The following is a 16883-nucleotide window of genomic DNA, read 5'->3' as shown; positions in this document are numbered from 1 at the left end:
TTGAGAGTTATTTATAAGGCTAAACTTATGTATATAAAACTCCTAAAAAAGCACTCAAAATGATTCAAAAACAAACAGAAAAAAAGGTAGAAAACGAAATTAAATCATTTGTATACGCTTGGTACAGTCGCTTTGACAAAGGCACAAGTATGGAAGAATTAAAACCATTTTTACCAGATGATACTGTAGAATTTGTATACCCTACAGCAACATTAAACAGCGTTGGTGAACTTGTAAAATATGCAGAACAAACATTCTCTTATATTAAGGAAAGTACACATATAATTAATGAAATTTCAGTATATAAAATTGATGAAAATAATTTTGAGGTAATTTGTCCTCATACTTATCATGCGTTACAAGCAGATGGTAATATTATTCAAATGAATTTTATAGGGAGAATGCGATTAACCACTAATTTAAAAACAAAAAAAGACCCTAGTGGTAATTTAATAAAGGTAGTTGCTTATAAAGTAGTACTTCAAGATGCTCCAAAACCAAGTTCTATAGAAAATATTAAAGAAACTAAACAAGAAAAATTCTCATATACAGATGCAAAAGCATTTGTTCATAATTGGTTTGCTTTAATAGATGCTGGAGATGCTATTAATTTAATGGAATTAACCAGTAACGAACCATTAAATGTTAATATTTTAGGAAATAAAATCCAAAGTAAAGAAGGATTAGAAGCATTTTTAATTGCTCAAAAGGAAAGTCAAAATTATTCTGTTCATAGTCCTACAAACATCGTTGTAAAAAAATATAAAGAAGGATTTAAAGTCACTTTTATCTTAAACTTTGAAGGAGACATTAAAGATATAGGAAAAATGACTTTGAGTAATATTACCAATTGGATCCTAATTACTGAAGATGATAGATTAAAATTAAGCGAATACACCTTAGAAATTTTATAAATATTCCCCCAATGATAGGATGTAAATATAGTAGCGGTATAAGTGTATAACTTAAACCGCTATTACATCCAAAGGCATAAGTAAAATTTATTATTTTTTCTCCTTAACACTATTCCAGATATCTAAGTACATCTTCCATTGGTCATCTACTTTTTTCCATACAATTACATATTTGCCTTTCCATGAAGAAATCCGTCCGTCTTTATGCTTTGTTTTTCCTTCATAATAACCATAATCATAAGCTGTTTCATCAACTATTGTAATTTCTTCTTGGGTTATTTTATGAAAAACAGTAGCAATTCCTTCTGGTAATGTCCAATAGTTAATAATATCGTTGCCTGATAAAATCTTTGTTCTATTAGGAAAAATTTTAGCATCTTTTGTATAGCTATCAGCAATTTTTTGATAATTAGATGCAACAACAAACGAAGAGAACTGCCTCGTATTTTTTAGTATTTCATCAATATCCGTTTTTTTACCATTAAAGGTTTGTGATTGGCAAAAATTGATACTTAAGACCAATACTATTGTGATTTTTACTACCTTATTCATTATATACAATTCTACTTTCTAAAAAATATTTTGCTGACCACTTTCCATTGATTATCTATTTTAATAAGGTTCATATAATCTATAAAACTAAAATTTTCATAATCTATCTGTAGTTTAGCACTTGCTACGTCTCCTGTAATATTTATATATACAATATGTGTTTTTCTATTTTGTTTAGGTCCTGGTTTTATCACTTTTTTAAAGAAATCTAGAGCATTTACTTCAACATACTCCCCTTTTCTATTAAATTTCATTGTTGCATTTTCATGAAATGCTTTTTTTAATGTCTCATAATCATTATTCGTACCACCATCTAAATAAAAAGATACTGTTTCTTCTACCAATTGGTAATCTGATTTTTGTGCAAAAATTACATTTGAAGTACTTAATAATACCGTAATAACTACAATTAGTTTTTTCATTGTTTTGGTTTTAATTATTATTTTCTTAAAGTTTTTTAACCACAGCCTCAGCGACTGCCTTTGTAGATGAAGGATCTTGCCCTGTTATAAAATTTCCACTTTCTATATAAAAACTATCATTTCTTTGAGTTGAATACACAAAATCACCTCCATTATTTTTGATTTTACGCTCTATTGAAAATGGAAAAGTCTGATAATATTTTGCTGATGTATTTTCAAATAGATCTGGATATCCACTTATCTTTTTTCCTGCATATAATATATTACCGTGATTATCCTTTAAAGATGAGATTCCTGCTGTACCATGGCAAACTGCAGAAATAACTCCTCCTCTATTATAAATCTGTTTGGCAATTTTCTGAATTTTTTCATGATCAGCAATTCCGAACATTGCTGCTCCACCACCAGGATAATAAATCGCTTTATATTTTGATGCGGTTACTTGATCAGGTGAAAATGTATTTTTTAAAAGATTCATAAAATCTTCGTTGTACACATATTTCTTTTGAATGCTATCTGAAGTTTTTATATCCCCTATGAGGATTGCTCCTCCTTTAGGACTTACAAAATCGACTTGATAACCTTTTTTGACAAATACATCGTATGCATAAACGATCTCTCCAAAATGATTAGCTGTATTTATAGTTGTTGTACCATAGCTGTGCTGATTAGAAGTTATAAAAAGAACTTTTTCCTTTTGATTACAACTTGATAATAAAAGAACAGTAAATATGAATACTACAGTTTTATACATTTTCGTTTTTTCTCACAAATATGCACAGTAATAGTATTTAATGGGTTTTATCTTATAAATTAGAAGTTCGATTTTATAATTCCGAACTTAAACTAAACTCCTTTTTTGATATTCAGATGGAGTTATCCCTGTTATTTTTTTAAATGTAGTATAGAATGTAGATTTTGAATTAAACCCGCTCTCATAACCTATATTTTCTATAGAATAACCTTTCTGCGAGCATAATAATGTCTTCGCTTTTTCAATACGCAACTCATTAATATATGAAGAAAATGATTTCCCTAGATTATTATTCATAAACTGCGATAGTACATGAGAAGAAATTTGAAATTCTTTTGCCAATTTCGAAATTGTAATATCTGCATTTAGATACAATTCTTGGTTTTTGAATTCCTCTAATCCAAGGGTAATTTTATCAATCATTTCTTTAGCAATCCCTTTATCTTTATACTTAACTTTATCTTCAAAAAAGTTTTGCTGTTTTTGAATTTTAAAAAAGAAAGTTAAAAGGATTAAGTAAAACACAAAAGAAAATGACAATGCGCCAACAATATAAGAAGTGTACGAACTTATAAAATGTGCAAACCAAATTAAAGCCACTCCACAAAAAATACTGAGTTTCCAAATTTCTATACGTTGTACTTTTTCCCTTTTATTGAATAGCTTTTTAAATATTGGAAGCATTAAGCGAAATGATAAAGCTATGTATACCAACCATTGTATATAAATCCCGCTTACTACTATCCTCCATAAAGGTCTGTTTTCAAAGTATGGATAGAAAGTTCCTACAATCGTGATTCCAACAAAAAAAGGAAAAATATGTAGCCACCATTGTTTTGTTTGTTCTTTTGAAACAGACCTTAAATATAAATACAAAAAAGGACCAATAAGTATACATGCTGAAAGTCCTATTTGGATGAAAACACCTGATAATTCTGGATTAAAATAGAAGAAAACCGATTTGATAATTCGAATACTTAGCACTAATAATAATGCCGATAAAAAGTAATTGGAAAACTTTTTCTTATTGGCAATAAGAGTAAAATAAAATGCTAGAATAAAGGCATTAAAAGCACCTAAAGCACTAAAAAAGAAAATAAGTTGCTTATTAAAATCCACTTTTAAATCTTACAATGATTTTGTTCTACCTCCATCTACAGGTACATTAATTCCGTTAATAAAACTTGCCCTTTCACTTGCTAGAAAAACCACTGCGTTAGCTACCTCTTCAGGTTTTGCAAAACGTTTTGCAGGCGCAGCGTTTTTCATAGTTTGAATAACCTCATCAACAGATTTACCTGTTTTTTTAGCCTTATTATTAATGATTTCGTTTAAACGCTCTGTTGCTGTTGCTCCAGGTAATACATTATTTACCGTAATCCCAAATTGCCCCAACTCATTCGCCATGGTTTTTGACCAGTTAGCTACTGCTCCACGTATTGTATTTGAAACTCCCAACCCATCTAAAGGTTGTTTTACAGAAGTAGAAATAATATTAATAACCCTTCCATACCTTTCTTTTTTCATAAAAGGTGCTAGTGCTTGTACTAAAATATGATTACACTTTAAATGCTGTGTAAAAGCGCTATCAAACTCTTCTATAGCTGCATTGAAAATAGGTCCCCCTGCAGGTCCGCCTGTATTATTGATTAAAATATGGAAGTTTAACTGTGATGCTTCTATTTTTTCTTTTAGCTCTTGAGGATTTGAAAAATCTGCAATAATGTAACTATGATGTTGATCTTGATTTGGTAACTCCGTTAAAACTGCTTTTAGTTTTTCTTCATTACGAGCCACTAATGTTACATTCGCTCCTTCTTCTGCTAAAGCAATTGCAGATGCTTTTCCAATACCTTGTGTACTACCACACACTAGAGCATTTTTATTTTCAATATATAAATTCATTTATTTAAGTTGAAAACTATTTAGAATGTTATTACCTGTGGTTTCAAATTGTAAAAAAGTTTCAGGTAATGTTGTTAAAGTTAATATATATGCTTTTTCGTCTTTAAAATAATAATACTGCTTGAATTTTAGTGCTTGTTGAATATCTCCAGACCAAATTACTTCTTGACGATTTTTTGCTGCATTAAAAGAATTCTCTATAACTTTTCCATTAGGTATCATTCTTTTGATTTGACTCAAAGATAGCTCCACAAAAGATTCCATAGTAAAATCCTTCCCTTTTAAATTTTGAATTGTCAAGTTTACATTCTCATTAAATTTATCATCAGCATCTAATCCTGAAAAAAGAATAAAACTAGAATCCATTTGTCCTGTAGTATCCAGTTGCCATGATTTAGGATAAGAAATCTCATAGTTATTCTTTTCATATTTAATAAAATCATCTTGAGCATAACAAACCATTGTTACAACAAATAATAGTAATGTGAATTTAAATTTCATTCTTATACGTTTTTAATATTTAATACATACATTTTTAGGTTCTGTAAAGAAACGTAAGGCCTCAAAACCTCCTTCTCTACCTACTCCACTTGCTTTCACTCCGCCAAAAGGAGTTCTCAAATCTCGTAATAACCATGTATTTACCCAAATAATTCCTGCATGAATTTGCTTTGTCATTTTCATGGTTCTATTCAAATTGTTTGTCCAAAGTGTAGCTGATAACCCATAAGAAACATCATTTGCTAAAGCTATTGCTTCTTCTTCGGTTTCAAAAGGCATGATAGTAACAACAGGACCAAATATTTCTTCTTGATTTAGCTTACAAGAATTATTTTGAACTTCAATTATTGTAGGTTCTAAGTAATATCCCTCTTCGGAACCTTCAACAGTAACTTTTTTTCCTCCAAATAAAATTGTTCCTCCTTCTTCTTCTGTAATATCTATATATGATTTTACTTTTTCTAAATGCGATTTTGAAACTAAGGCTCCAATATTGGTATCAGCATCAAAAGGATTACCTACTTTTAATTGACTTACTTTTTGAATAAAATCTTTCTTGAACTGTTCATAAATGGTTTTTTCAATAAAAATTCTACTTCCACATAAACATATTTGTCCTTGATTAGCAAAAGAAGATTTTACTGTAGTTTCTAACATCAATTCGTAATCACAATCTGCAAAAATGATATTCGGATTCTTTCCTCCTAATTCCAATGATAGCTTTTTAAACATTGGAGCTGCAGTTCTAGCAATATGTGCTCCTGTTTTAGTTCCTCCAGTAAAAGAAATTGCTTTAATATTCGGATGTTCTACAATAGCTTGACCTGTAGTGTTTCCCAAGCCATGTACAATGTTTAAAACTCCTTTAGGTAAACCTGCTTCATTACAAATTTCTCCTAATAAATATGCAGTCATCGGAGTAACTTCACTTGGTTTAGCTACTACACAATTTCCTGCTGCTATAGCAGGTGCTATTTTCCAAGTGAATAAGTACAAAGGTAAATTCCAAGGAGAAATGCAACCTACCACCCCAATTGGATGTCGCAATGTAAAATTCATCGCATTGACACCAACAGTTTCATGGGCTTCCGAAGAGAATTGAGTAATTGCATTGGCAAAAAACTGAAAGTTTGCTGAAGCCCTTGGTATATCTATTGTTTTAGCTAAACTTAATGGCTTTCCATTATCTTTAGTTTCTGCTTCTGCTAATACTTCTAACTTTTTTGTAATGAGTTGTGCTATTTTAGATAGAATAGCACTTCGTTCTTCTAAAGTAGTATTTGACCAACTTGGAAAAGTAGCTTTAGCCGCTTGATATGCTTGTGCTACATCTTCTTGAGTTGAATTGGGTATTTGCCCATATATTTCACCTATTGAAGGATTATAATTATCAATATAATTTCCTAATGTTGGTTCTAAAAATGATCCATTTATGTAGTTCTTAATAATCATAATTTTAAAATCTTTTTACTCTTATAAAAAAATTAAAATTCATTTTTCCACTTTCTTGCGTATTTTCCTAATGCAAATTCTGACATTATAATTTTATTATAATTCAATTTTACTTTTTTCAATACTTTGTTTCTTTTAGAATCAATAACAATTAATGTTTTATTTTTCAATTCTATTCTAGTTAAATTATCTGGTGAATTGAAAACAATAATCTCTTTTGAATGAATATTTTCTTCAGACTTAGACAATTGTAAATCTTGATACATCTTTTGGTTTTTAATAGGATTTCCTTCTGCTAAAAAACTTCTTGAAGAATTACCCCACAAGAATGTCAATGGAATTATTTGAATACCGTTTGTTCCAAAATTAATATCATAAAACACCTTATTATGATTATTAATAGTTCCAGCCCAAGGCAATCCTGTTTCAGCAGAAACCTCATCCCCAAAACCATATCCTTCTAAATTTGATACTGTTTCTATTACTACTTTATTTTTAACCTCATTACTTACATAATCTGTTAATTTATTAGATAGCGACCCTTTCCAATCTAAAGCATAAATATTGACTTTTTCAGTAGCATTAAACCAGGTAGCTCCACCATGTACAATGGATTCAAAACCCCTTGTAATATAAAACTTAGAGTTTACAAATGATATTTTTTCAAAATCTACTTGTATAGCTTGTTCAAAAGTTGGGTTGTGATTTTCTATGAAACTTTGTATACTTTTTTTACTCCTGAAAAACTTTGGTTTAGATACAGAGCTAAATAATTTATATTCATCTGTTATCATTTCACTCATCTCTTCAGATTCATCATCCTCTTTTACCTCTATAACTTCAGTTGTACCATATAGAAAACCTCTTTTGGTAGGAATTAATAAATAACTTATAGACTGTATAGAAACTGAATCTTTATTTCTATATATTCCTATTGTTTGATAAGGGGTATATTTTTTATGTGCTTTCTTTTTAGACTCAGAATCATACATTACTGTATAAGAACCTTCACTAAATTCACTATGATCTGATTCTATACCTATTAACTGAATAAACTCTTGTGCTACAAAAGTTTTTACCGAAAAAAATAGGATGATTGTTAAAATATATCTCATGAAACAATTTCTTTTCTTTCTAACCATTGCAATGGTATTTCTTTATTACAAAATTCTAAATGAATGACTCTTCGATTAAATGCTGATACAGATCTTTGTGATGCATGTAATAATAACGGTTTCATTAACATTACTCCTCCTCTATCAACAGTACACAATACTTCCTTTTCTAATTTATTTTTGTTAAAAGTTTCATCTACTCTTATAATTCCTTTAGTATGGCTTTTGGGAATTACATGTAACGCTCCGTTGGTTTCATCCGTTTTATCTAAATGAATTCGAAATGTAATTGTGCTTTTTAGAATCTGTTCTGGAGGAATCACACCCAATTGTCCATTTTTAGTTGTCCAATTGGTAAATCCTTTTGCTTCTTTCTTTTCTTTTACACTGATACTTAAATCTTGATGATAATTCACAAACCAATTCGACATTTTAGGTTTATTGAAAAAAATAGCCTTAGATAAAAAATAACTTTTATCACAAATACTAGTGTATAAAGATTTGAAATTACTGTTATTACATATCAATTCTTGTAATTCGGGTATTTTAATTAACAATTGGCGAATAGCAAAACTTGAATCTGATTGATCAATTACATCACATATTTCTTGCAATTCTTTATTTGAAAAAAGACTTTTAGTAATAGAAAAACCTTTTTCTTCTAATTCAGTTATATGTGATTTAACTCCGATCATCTATTGTTTTTTATACGCAGTTACTTTAATCTCAACTACTAAATCTGGGTGTGGTAATTGATGAACTGCTACTGTAGTTCTCGTTGGTCCAGTTTCTTTATCAAAAAACTCTGCATATGCTTTATTATAACCTGCAAAATCATTCATATTCACCAAAAAAGTGGTTACATCTACTACGTCTTGTAAACTTGCGCCTACTGTTTGTAAATTTCTATCGATATTTTTTAAAACTTCTCTAGTTTGTACTTCACTATCTAATTTTTTGGTATTCATTTCGTCGATGAGTTCCACACCAGCTATAGTGTTATCTGGTCTTCTAGAACTAGTTCCTGAAACAAAAATAAAATCTCCTACTACTTTTACATGTGGATATGCGCCTCTTGGTGTTACTTTTTTTTCCATTATTTAGTTTCTCTATTATGATATTCTGAAAAGAAGTTAAGAACGGTATTCTAATTAATTTCTTTGGCTAATGCTAATAATTTTAATGTGGTTTTTAAATTTCTGGTGGTTGCTGTTACATTCAGTTTCTTTTCAAACAAATTGTTCGTTAATTTTGTTTTTCCATAACCTCCAACAGCATTAACATATACTATATCATCAATTATTTGATAAGTGTCTGCTTTTGCATCGATATCAAAACTTTTGATTTCTGGTGTTTCTGATAAAAATGTAAAGTATTGTTGTTTTTCTTCTACTGTTGTATACGGATTGTTTGCTATTGCTTTTTCCCATGCTGTAATTGTTCTCACTAAAACAGAAACATCATATCCAAAAGTGTCTGCTATTCCGACTTTAATTGTTTTTTCAATTTCTGAAGCTTCTTCAGAAGATTTTAAAACAATATTCCCACTTTGAATGTATGTCTTTACTTCATAATAATTTAACTTCTCTAGCATAGTTCTTAACTCCTGCATAGGAAGCTTATTTTTTCCTGAAACGTTTATTCCTCTTAGTATGGCTATGTATGTTTTCATTCTATATAAAATACTTTCTCTAGACCTCACAGGTTTTAAAAACCTGTGAGGTCTTTTTTAACACTATTCCAATATTAATTCTTTTAACTTTTCGTCAAAATCTAGCTTCTTTTTACACAAATGAAATATAAAATTTTCTCTATCATCAAATAAAGTAACTACTTCTTTTCTTTCTAACAATGTTTTTTTACTTGAAACTAAAGCTAAAAACGAAGAATGTTTATATTCATTAAGATCATTAACAAACTTATGATATATTGGATTTAAATTAATATATACAATAAGTTTTCTTAGATATTTTTCATCTTTAACTTTTATACGCTTAAATCTATCTGTAAATAGACTTCCTGTTCTGCCATACTTTTTATTAATAGACTTTGAATAAGAATTAAAAAAGTTAGAAAAAGATTTTGAAATAATCTTTTCATCTTCAATATTTTTCATTCTAACTAATAGATGGAAATGATTTTTTAAAAGACAATATGAATAAATTTCTGCTACAGGAACTATATATTTTTTCATTAAATTTAAAAAATATGAGTAGTTCATTTCATCTATAAAAATATTCTCACCGTTATTTCCTTTATTGTAAATATGGTAATACGTTTCTTTTTCTATTTTTTCGTATTTCATTTCCTTTCTCTTTAATCATAGTATTTATATTTATTCTCAATATACTAGACCTCACAGGTTTTTAAAACCTGTGAGGTCTTTTTTATTTCAAACCCGCAATTTTATCTTCTTCTAGAATCTCTTTTGTTTCTTGATTGACTTTTTTCAATATGATTTCTAATTCTTCCTCTGACATATTTTCTGAAGTTGAAACTTCGTCATCCGCTATTAAATTTAATAAGGCCTTATCTTGAGCTCTTCCTTTTTTCATTGCTTCGTTATACCCCATGTCTTCGTTAAAGGTTACCATCGAATATTTCGAATAATAAGATTTAGGGAACTGCTCTTCTAAGTCCATTTCTAACTTACGCTTTTGTTTAAATAATGGATTAGCCACATGATCTCTCATTTCATAATAATTATCTACGGCCAAATCTGCTATTGCGTCAGTATCTTTCTTACGTTCTTTTTGGTAGGTTTTGAATATTTTCTCCCAGTCACCTTCAAATCGTTCTAAAACACGATCAAAAACAGCAACATCTTCAAAAGAAGCATTCATTCCTTGTCCGTAAAATGGTACAATTGCATGTGCTGCATCTCCTAGTAACAATGTTTTGTTTTTATACATCCACGGTGAGCATTTTACTGTTCCTAATGCTCCTGTTGGATTATTAAAAAATTCATCTTTTATATTCGGAATTAGTGCTAATGCATCAGGAAATTGAGTTTCAAAAAACTCAGTTACTTCTTCTTCTGTAGTTAAGTTCTCGAAATTAAACTTTCCTTCTTCATAACTTAAAAATAGGGTTACTGTAAAGCTTCCATCTAAGTTTGGTAATGCTATTAACATATATTCTCCTCTTGGCCATATATGTAAATGATCTTTACTAATCTGGTGATTTCCTGATGTATCGGCAGGAATTTCTAATTCTTTATAACCATGGGTAAGGTAATCTTGACTATAACTGAATAAGAATTTACGCTCTAAGTAATAGCTTTTTCTAAGTATTGACCCTGCACCATCTGCTCCAAAAATGATATCTGGGTTTACGGAAAATTCTTCATCAGTTTCATAACTTTTGAAATGAGCAATGGTATTTTCGATATCTATACCTGTACATTTACTGTTAAAGTGAATATTTACATTTTCATGTTTCTCCGCTTCATTTAGTAATAAAGCATTTAAATCTTGTCGTGATACTGAATTGATATACTCACCTTCTCTTCCTGAATAGTTAGATGCAAACGTATTTCCTTCTATATCATGAATTAATCGACCATACATTGGAATACATAATTCTTTAGCTTGTTTTTCAACACCTGCTAAACGTAATGACTTTAAACCTCTGTCTGATAATGCTAAGTTGATTGATCTTCCTGCTGAAATATCTACTTTACGTAAATCTGGTCTACTTTCGTATACTTCTATTTTATAACCTCGTTGCGCTAAACGTAATGCAAGTAAACTTCCACATAAACCAGCTCCAACGATTACTATTTTGTCTTGCTTATTCATTTTTTAATCTAAAAAACATTATATGTTCAACATCATATTTACTATAGCTTCTACATGTATTTCAGTAGTATCCATAATTTTAATATGCTCAAAATCATCTTGATTTAGAATTAAAGGAATTTCTGTTCCTCCTAAAATTAAACCCTCTATGTCATATTTTTCACACAAATCATCAACAATATTTATTAACTTTTTTTTAGTGGTCTGTTTTATATTTCTAAACAATAATTCTTTCATGTATTTGTCATGAATATATTCCATTTGGTCCTGAGAAGGTGTAATTATTTCTATTCCATATTTTTCTCCTTTTTTCTGATAAAATCCGCTAGTCATTGTAGACATAGTTCCAAATAACCCAACTTTCTTTAAGTTATTATCTTTGGTTTTTTTACATGTTTCTTCTACAATACTTATCATAGGTACAGAAACTTCTTTTATCAATTCGTCATAAACTACATGTGGTGTGTTTGAAGCCATCGCTGAAAAATCTACCTTAGCTTCTTCTAGTACATTTATTTTTTGTTTTAAAAAAGTAATTAAATCTTTATACTTTTTCTCAGCTGCATAAGCAAGAACCACATTAGTATCGATACTTTTTATTAAAAAATCAGGATTAGTACCTGTTATTTCTTTGGCTTTTTTTATGATTTGTAAATAGTACTCAACTGTCGACTCTGGGCCAATACCTCCTAGTAATCCAAATTTTTTCATATTTCTTGTGATACTTTACTAATTTTTACAACAATCCTTTCAATATAGAAACCATTCTAAATACATCTTCAAACTTATTATACATTGGAACTGGAGCACATCGAATAACATCTGGTTCTCTCCAATCTGTAATAATGTGATGTTTTGTTAGCTCTTCATGTAAACTTTTATCTGCATGTTGCACTTGTATAGATAATTGACATCCTCTTTCTTTAGGATTTGAAGGTGTAATAATTTGAATTCTATCCGTATCAATTTGATTGATCAAATACTCAAAATATCCCGTCAATTTTTCTGACTTTTCTCTTAATGCATCCATCCCAACACTATCAAACAAATCTAAAGAAGAACGAATTGCTGCCATAGATAATATTGGTGGATTCGATAATTGCCAGCCTTCGGCTCCTTCCATAACATCAAATGGTTGACGCATGTTAAAACGAGTTTCTTTATTATGATTCCACCAACCTGCAAAACGAGGTAAATCTTTATTTTGGGCATGTTTTTCATGAACAAATAATCCTGATAAACTTCCTGGTCCAGAGTTTAAATATTTATACGTACACCAAGCAGCAAAATCTACTCCGCTATCATGCAAATTAGGTTGTATATTCCCTGCTCCATGCGCTAGATCAATTCCTACAACACAATTTTTAGCATGTCCTATTTCAGCAATACGTTTAATATCTAAGTACTGTCCTGTGTAATAGTTTACACCACCTATGAGTAGCAAAGCAATTTCATCTCCTTGCTTATCTATAATTTGTTCTAAATCTTCAATTCGTAATAATTCTTCACCAGTTCTAGGTTTCCATTCGATTACATCTTCTTCTGGATTAAAACCATGAAATTGTAATTGAGACTGTACTGCGTAACGATCTGAAGGAAAAGCATCACTTTCAATAACTATTTTAAACTTTTGTTGTGTAGGTTGATAAAATGAAACCATTAACAAATGTAAATTGGTTGTTAAGGTATTCATTACCACAACTTCAATTGGTTTAGCTCCGACTATTTTTGCCATTTTATCAGTCAAAAACTCATGATATGGTAACCAAGGTGTTTCTCCTTCAAAATGTCCCTCTACACCATATTTCGCCCAATCGTCTAATTCTTGTTGAATGTATTGTTGGGTTTGCTTGGGTTGTAAGCCTAATGAATTTCCTGTAAAATACAACCAATCATTACCTTCTGTATCTTTAGGAATATGAAATTGATTTCGTAAGTATGCTAATGGATCGTTTTTATCTAGTTGTTTTGCGTAATTCAGTGAATTCTCGTAGTTCATCAAAGAATGATTTTTACCAAAGATAAAAAATCAAATACTCTTATAAAATTTAAAATACCGGTTCTAATATCACTTATAACCTAAAAATAGTCTTTAATGCTTTTTATAACTGCACTAAAGCATTTTTATCTTAAACTGAAATAATCCGTTTGTACTTTTATGAAATAACTAACAAAACTGAGTCATGAAATCAATAAAACTAATCACTCTAATAGTATTTTTAATTGCACTTATATCGTGTGATAATACTGCAAAAAAGGACGACAAATCATATGCTCACGTAATTGATTTACCTGTAAGCTATGCATATCCAGCTGATTCAATCACCATCAATAAATGGATAGCTGCTAATGATTTTAATGCTATGTATAAACATAGTTGGGAAGTTTGGAAACATTTAACTACACCTGTTGATGGTAAAGTATTACGATATCAAACTTGGTTAAGTCCAGCTCAGATTCTAGATAAAATGAATAATCCGAGTAAAAATAGTGTTAGTGAAATTGAATTTAATAAACCTAAACAATTTGGACATGCCAAGTTACGACAAGCTGATTTTGATGATACTAATATTGTAGAAGTGGTAGCTTATAATAAAGCTGCTGAGAATTTCGCAATTGACAATAAAATTTTCTATTTATCAACATTACAATCAATGCAAAAAGGTGAATATAGTCAAATACCAGATTTTCCTAATGACGCTATTACTATAAAACCTGTGTATAAGATTATTACAGCTAATAACACAAATGAAAATGGAATTTTTACCATGTCTGCTTGGCATGGACCTGAATATAAAAACAGTGGTTATCCTGAAAAAGAATGGAAATCTTGTATTCATATAGATACAAAGAAGTCGGGAAATAATGTTAACGGTCGTATTGATTATGACTGTAATACGATTACGAGTGATAATACATTCTACTTAAACGATTTTATCAATTTTAAAATATCTGCACATCAATCTAAAGAGTATAATGATGAAATTGCTGGCGGATTAAAATCTGATTTAAAAAACAAAATTATTACTAAAACAGACTACGAATACCAATTAAAGAATTTAAAAACTGCTGAAGGAGATACAGCTATTTTAGTGGGTATGCATGTGGGAACTAAAGAAATTAAGCGTTGGGTATGGCAAACATTCTGGTGGTCTCCAACTCCTTTAACTCCATCTATTCCAAGTTCTGACGATATTGCTTCTGCTAAAAATGGAATTGGTTTACAAGGTGCTGCCAGTCATTATGCTATGGATATTGCTTATTCTATGATAATTCCTGCGCAACCTTATATTGGTGGGAAAAATGAAGGTGAATTAGTTGTAGGATTTAATCCTTATTTAGAGTCTGGATTTGGAACTGACGTTTTTGATAGTAAAACGAGTTATGTTATGAATAGTGGTACAAAAATACAAACAGACTTAGGTACTATGTCCAACTGTATGAGTTGCCATATGTCTGCAGCAGTTAAAACTAGTGCAAAAGGACCTGGTTATGGCTCTCCTGATTACGTTGGTGATCGTTACTTAAGTTATAAAGATTCTATATTCAAAAATCGATTAATGTTAGATTTTGCATGGTCTATTCAATCAAATATCGATTCTTTAAAATAAAAAAGTTTAACCAAACTTTACGTTTAGATTACTACTAGAAAAGTCTTGTTTTTAACAAGGCTTTTCTTTGTTTAAAAGAAAGAATTTTTCATTTGTTAACTATTAATTTTCTTTTACTTTTGGCATCTCAAAAATTGTAATCGAAATTTAAATATATATAACCTATGAAAAAAATCAATCTTTTAATTCTAGTTACATTATTCTCTTTTTTGAGTTGTACTAATGAGGACAATCCTGAAACTTTGTCTAATCAAGAAGAAAGTATTGATGTTCAAGATTTACAATACTATAAAGGTATTCCTGTAGCGCATAGATTTGATGTTTCTGTTGAAGAATTAACAGGCGCAAATTTAAGTAAAGGGAATACTAGAAGTAAAAATCTAACAGTCAATCGCGTTAACTTCGATAATTATAGTTTAGAACAGATTGTGGCTGCCGTAGAAATGGAATTAGATAAATTCCCTTACATCAGAGAAGAGAGTTTACCTGAAGAAAAAATTCAACTTTTACAACGAGATTTCCCAACACTTTCTCAAAAAGAAATTCAGGAAAAAATGCCAATAATTGAAGAATACTATCATCAAAACTTAGATTATTTAGCATATGACAATTTGAAAAAAAACAAAGTATCTATTTTATCTAGAACTAATGATAGTTATACTGAGATTAGTTGTATAAAAAAAGCTTTTAAAAATTATGGTGGATCTTTTGGTTCTTATGCATTATCGGCATATGCTTTCTATAAAGCTTCTACTACAGCTAGAGATGCTGCTCCTATTGCTTTTCCAGGTGTTAGTACTGATACCAAACAAGATGCTTATCGACATATTCTTTGGAGCTCTTTATTATGTAGATATTATTACACAATTTCTTCTAAAGCTCCTAAATTAAGATTTGCTAAAGCTATTGGAGATGTTAACGAAGAGTGTGGAAATAATAATGCTGATGCTCGTGAAATGGATTATCATAATAATGCTATTGGTAGAAAAATTTATGACCAAAATGCTCCTTATAAAAAGTTTTTTGGCTTTACAGTGGGAGTCAGAACTCCTAGTGTTAGTAACTTAAAGAGTAAGGCCAAGACTGAAGTTGATAATGCTATTTTAATACAAGGAAATAGCATAAATGAAAAAGCGCAAACAATTAAAGCAGGTCAATTTAATTGTACTACCAGATACATTAGAAAAACTAGATTTATTTGTGAAGATACTTCAACTGGCGAATTGATAACGGATGCTCCTTCATTTGGTGTTGATCAAATAGATCAGATCGATTACAATCAAGAGGAATGTTGGGAAGTTTATTATGAAACATACAAGACTTGTAATGGAGATAAAGCAGTATATTTAAGATAAAATGTTTGTATATGAAACGCATTTATTTCTTGATTTTATCTATACTATTCACTAGTTGTATAGCTGATATAGATGAAGGTGAAAATGGTATATATCTAGATCTTTACAATTATACCAATGAAAGTTATGATGAAGTAGTTTTTCATATTGGAGCTATTGTAGATAACACTACTTTTATTACCACAGATTCTATTATAGGTAAGTTTCCTATAATCCCTTTTAAAGATGCTTTAGAAGAAAATATTAGAAAGGATCTGAATGGTGATTCGTATTCTATAACTCCAATTGATGAAAGTGAAGAATATTGGAGATTTGGATGGAATCCTGATTACGATAAAATACGAGAACTATCTAATGAATATACATTTAAAATAGTATTGTATAATAAGGGTATTATTGTTAGAGAAGCTACTTTTTTAAATCAGAGAAAAAGTTTCGATAATTTCATAATGGGAAGTACTCCTGAAATTTTAATCAAATCAGATTCTTTATTTTTTCAAGA

At 29.7% G+C, this 16883-nt stretch carries 19 protein-coding genes; 4 read left to right on the top strand and 15 right to left on the bottom strand.

Annotation, left to right across the window (positions count from 1 at the left end):
• Window positions 1-59 precede the first annotated feature (59 nt).
• Window positions 60-914: a hypothetical protein gene (locus BVC87_RS14100; protein ID WP_075343038.1), complete on the top strand. Its 855-nt coding sequence runs from the start codon at window positions 60-62 to the stop codon at window positions 912-914.
• Window positions 915-1004: 90 nt separating this feature from the next.
• On the opposite strand, the gene BVC87_RS14095 is transcribed toward BVC87_RS14100, so the two are convergent.
• From BVC87_RS14095 to kynU, 15 genes are all read right to left on the bottom strand, one after another.
• The gene (locus BVC87_RS14095; protein ID WP_075343037.1) at window positions 1005-1466 is read right to left on the bottom strand and encodes a YybH family protein; all 462 of its coding nucleotides are present in this window, start codon (window positions 1464-1466) and stop codon (window positions 1005-1007) included.
• Between the two features lie 11 nt (window positions 1467-1477).
• Window positions 1478-1888, bottom strand: a complete 411-nt coding sequence (locus BVC87_RS14090) for a nuclear transport factor 2 family protein (protein ID WP_075343036.1) — start codon at window positions 1886-1888, stop codon at window positions 1478-1480.
• 25 nt (window positions 1889-1913) lie between these two features.
• On the bottom strand, window positions 1914-2642 hold the full coding sequence (locus BVC87_RS14085) for a type 1 glutamine amidotransferase domain-containing protein (RefSeq protein WP_075343035.1): 729 nt from the start codon (window positions 2640-2642) through the stop codon (window positions 1914-1916).
• A gap of 87 nt (window positions 2643-2729) precedes the next feature.
• Window positions 2730-3761 (bottom strand): helix-turn-helix domain-containing protein, encoded by a 1032-nt coding sequence (locus BVC87_RS14080; protein WP_075343034.1) that lies wholly within the window; start codon window positions 3759-3761, stop codon window positions 2730-2732.
• 9 nt (window positions 3762-3770) lie between these two features.
• Entirely contained in the window at window positions 3771-4547 is a 777-nt protein-coding gene (locus tag BVC87_RS14075; RefSeq protein ID WP_075343033.1) for an SDR family oxidoreductase, read from the bottom strand.
• Window positions 4548-5048, bottom strand: coding sequence for a hypothetical protein (locus BVC87_RS14070; protein ID WP_143569788.1), 501 nt, complete (start codon window positions 5046-5048; stop codon window positions 4548-4550).
• 12 nt (window positions 5049-5060) lie between these two features.
• Complete coding sequence (locus BVC87_RS14065; protein WP_075343031.1) at window positions 5061-6500, bottom strand: aldehyde dehydrogenase; 1440 nt, start codon at window positions 6498-6500, stop codon at window positions 5061-5063.
• Between the two features lie 32 nt (window positions 6501-6532).
• Window positions 6533-7615, bottom strand: a complete 1083-nt coding sequence (locus tag BVC87_RS14060; RefSeq protein ID WP_143569787.1) for a hypothetical protein — start codon at window positions 7613-7615, stop codon at window positions 6533-6535.
• Entirely contained in the window at window positions 7612-8310 is a 699-nt protein-coding gene (locus BVC87_RS14055; protein WP_075343029.1) for a phytanoyl-CoA dioxygenase family protein, read from the bottom strand. The genes BVC87_RS14060 and BVC87_RS14055 overlap by 4 nt, the downstream gene beginning before the upstream one ends.
• Window positions 8311-8712, bottom strand: a complete 402-nt coding sequence (locus BVC87_RS14050; protein WP_200799196.1) for a RidA family protein — start codon at window positions 8710-8712, stop codon at window positions 8311-8313.
• A gap of 50 nt (window positions 8713-8762) precedes the next feature.
• Entirely contained in the window at window positions 8763-9287 is a 525-nt protein-coding gene (locus BVC87_RS14045) for a DUF1697 domain-containing protein (protein WP_075343027.1), read from the bottom strand.
• A 63-nt stretch (window positions 9288-9350) separates the two neighbouring features.
• The gene (locus BVC87_RS14040) at window positions 9351-9920 is read right to left on the bottom strand and encodes a transposase (RefSeq protein WP_075343026.1); all 570 of its coding nucleotides are present in this window, start codon (window positions 9918-9920) and stop codon (window positions 9351-9353) included.
• Between the two features lie 82 nt (window positions 9921-10002).
• Entirely contained in the window at window positions 10003-11415 is a 1413-nt protein-coding gene (locus BVC87_RS14035) for an FAD-dependent oxidoreductase (RefSeq protein ID WP_075343025.1), read from the bottom strand.
• 18 nt (window positions 11416-11433) lie between these two features.
• Complete coding sequence (locus tag BVC87_RS14030; RefSeq protein WP_075343024.1) at window positions 11434-12126, bottom strand: aspartate/glutamate racemase family protein; 693 nt, start codon at window positions 12124-12126, stop codon at window positions 11434-11436.
• A 25-nt stretch (window positions 12127-12151) separates the two neighbouring features.
• A complete protein-coding gene (gene kynU, locus BVC87_RS14025; protein WP_075343023.1) occupies window positions 12152-13414 on the bottom strand; it encodes a kynureninase in 1263 nt (420 codons plus the stop codon).
• A 184-nt stretch (window positions 13415-13598) separates the two neighbouring features.
• Here kynU and BVC87_RS14020 point away from each other — a divergent pair, with 184 nt between their 5' ends.
• The 3 genes from BVC87_RS14020 to BVC87_RS14010 all read left to right on the top strand — a co-directional run.
• Window positions 13599-15026 (top strand): hypothetical protein, encoded by a 1428-nt coding sequence (locus BVC87_RS14020; protein WP_075343022.1) that lies wholly within the window; start codon window positions 13599-13601, stop codon window positions 15024-15026.
• A 164-nt stretch (window positions 15027-15190) separates the two neighbouring features.
• The gene (locus BVC87_RS14015) at window positions 15191-16381 is read left to right on the top strand and encodes a DUF6973 domain-containing protein (RefSeq protein WP_075343021.1); all 1191 of its coding nucleotides are present in this window, start codon (window positions 15191-15193) and stop codon (window positions 16379-16381) included.
• Window positions 16382-16392: 11 nt separating this feature from the next.
• Window positions 16393-16883: hypothetical protein (locus BVC87_RS14010; protein WP_143569786.1), on the top strand; the 491-nt coding region annotated here is incomplete at its 3' end.

Origin of the sequence: Tenacibaculum agarivorans (genome assembly GCF_001936575.1) — a bacterium.
In the GTDB taxonomy this organism is placed as follows: Bacteria; Bacteroidota; Bacteroidia; order Flavobacteriales; family Flavobacteriaceae; genus Polaribacter; species Polaribacter agarivorans.
Note: the sequence above shows the minus strand (reverse complement) of the source record. Positions and strands in the feature narration are given on the sequence as shown.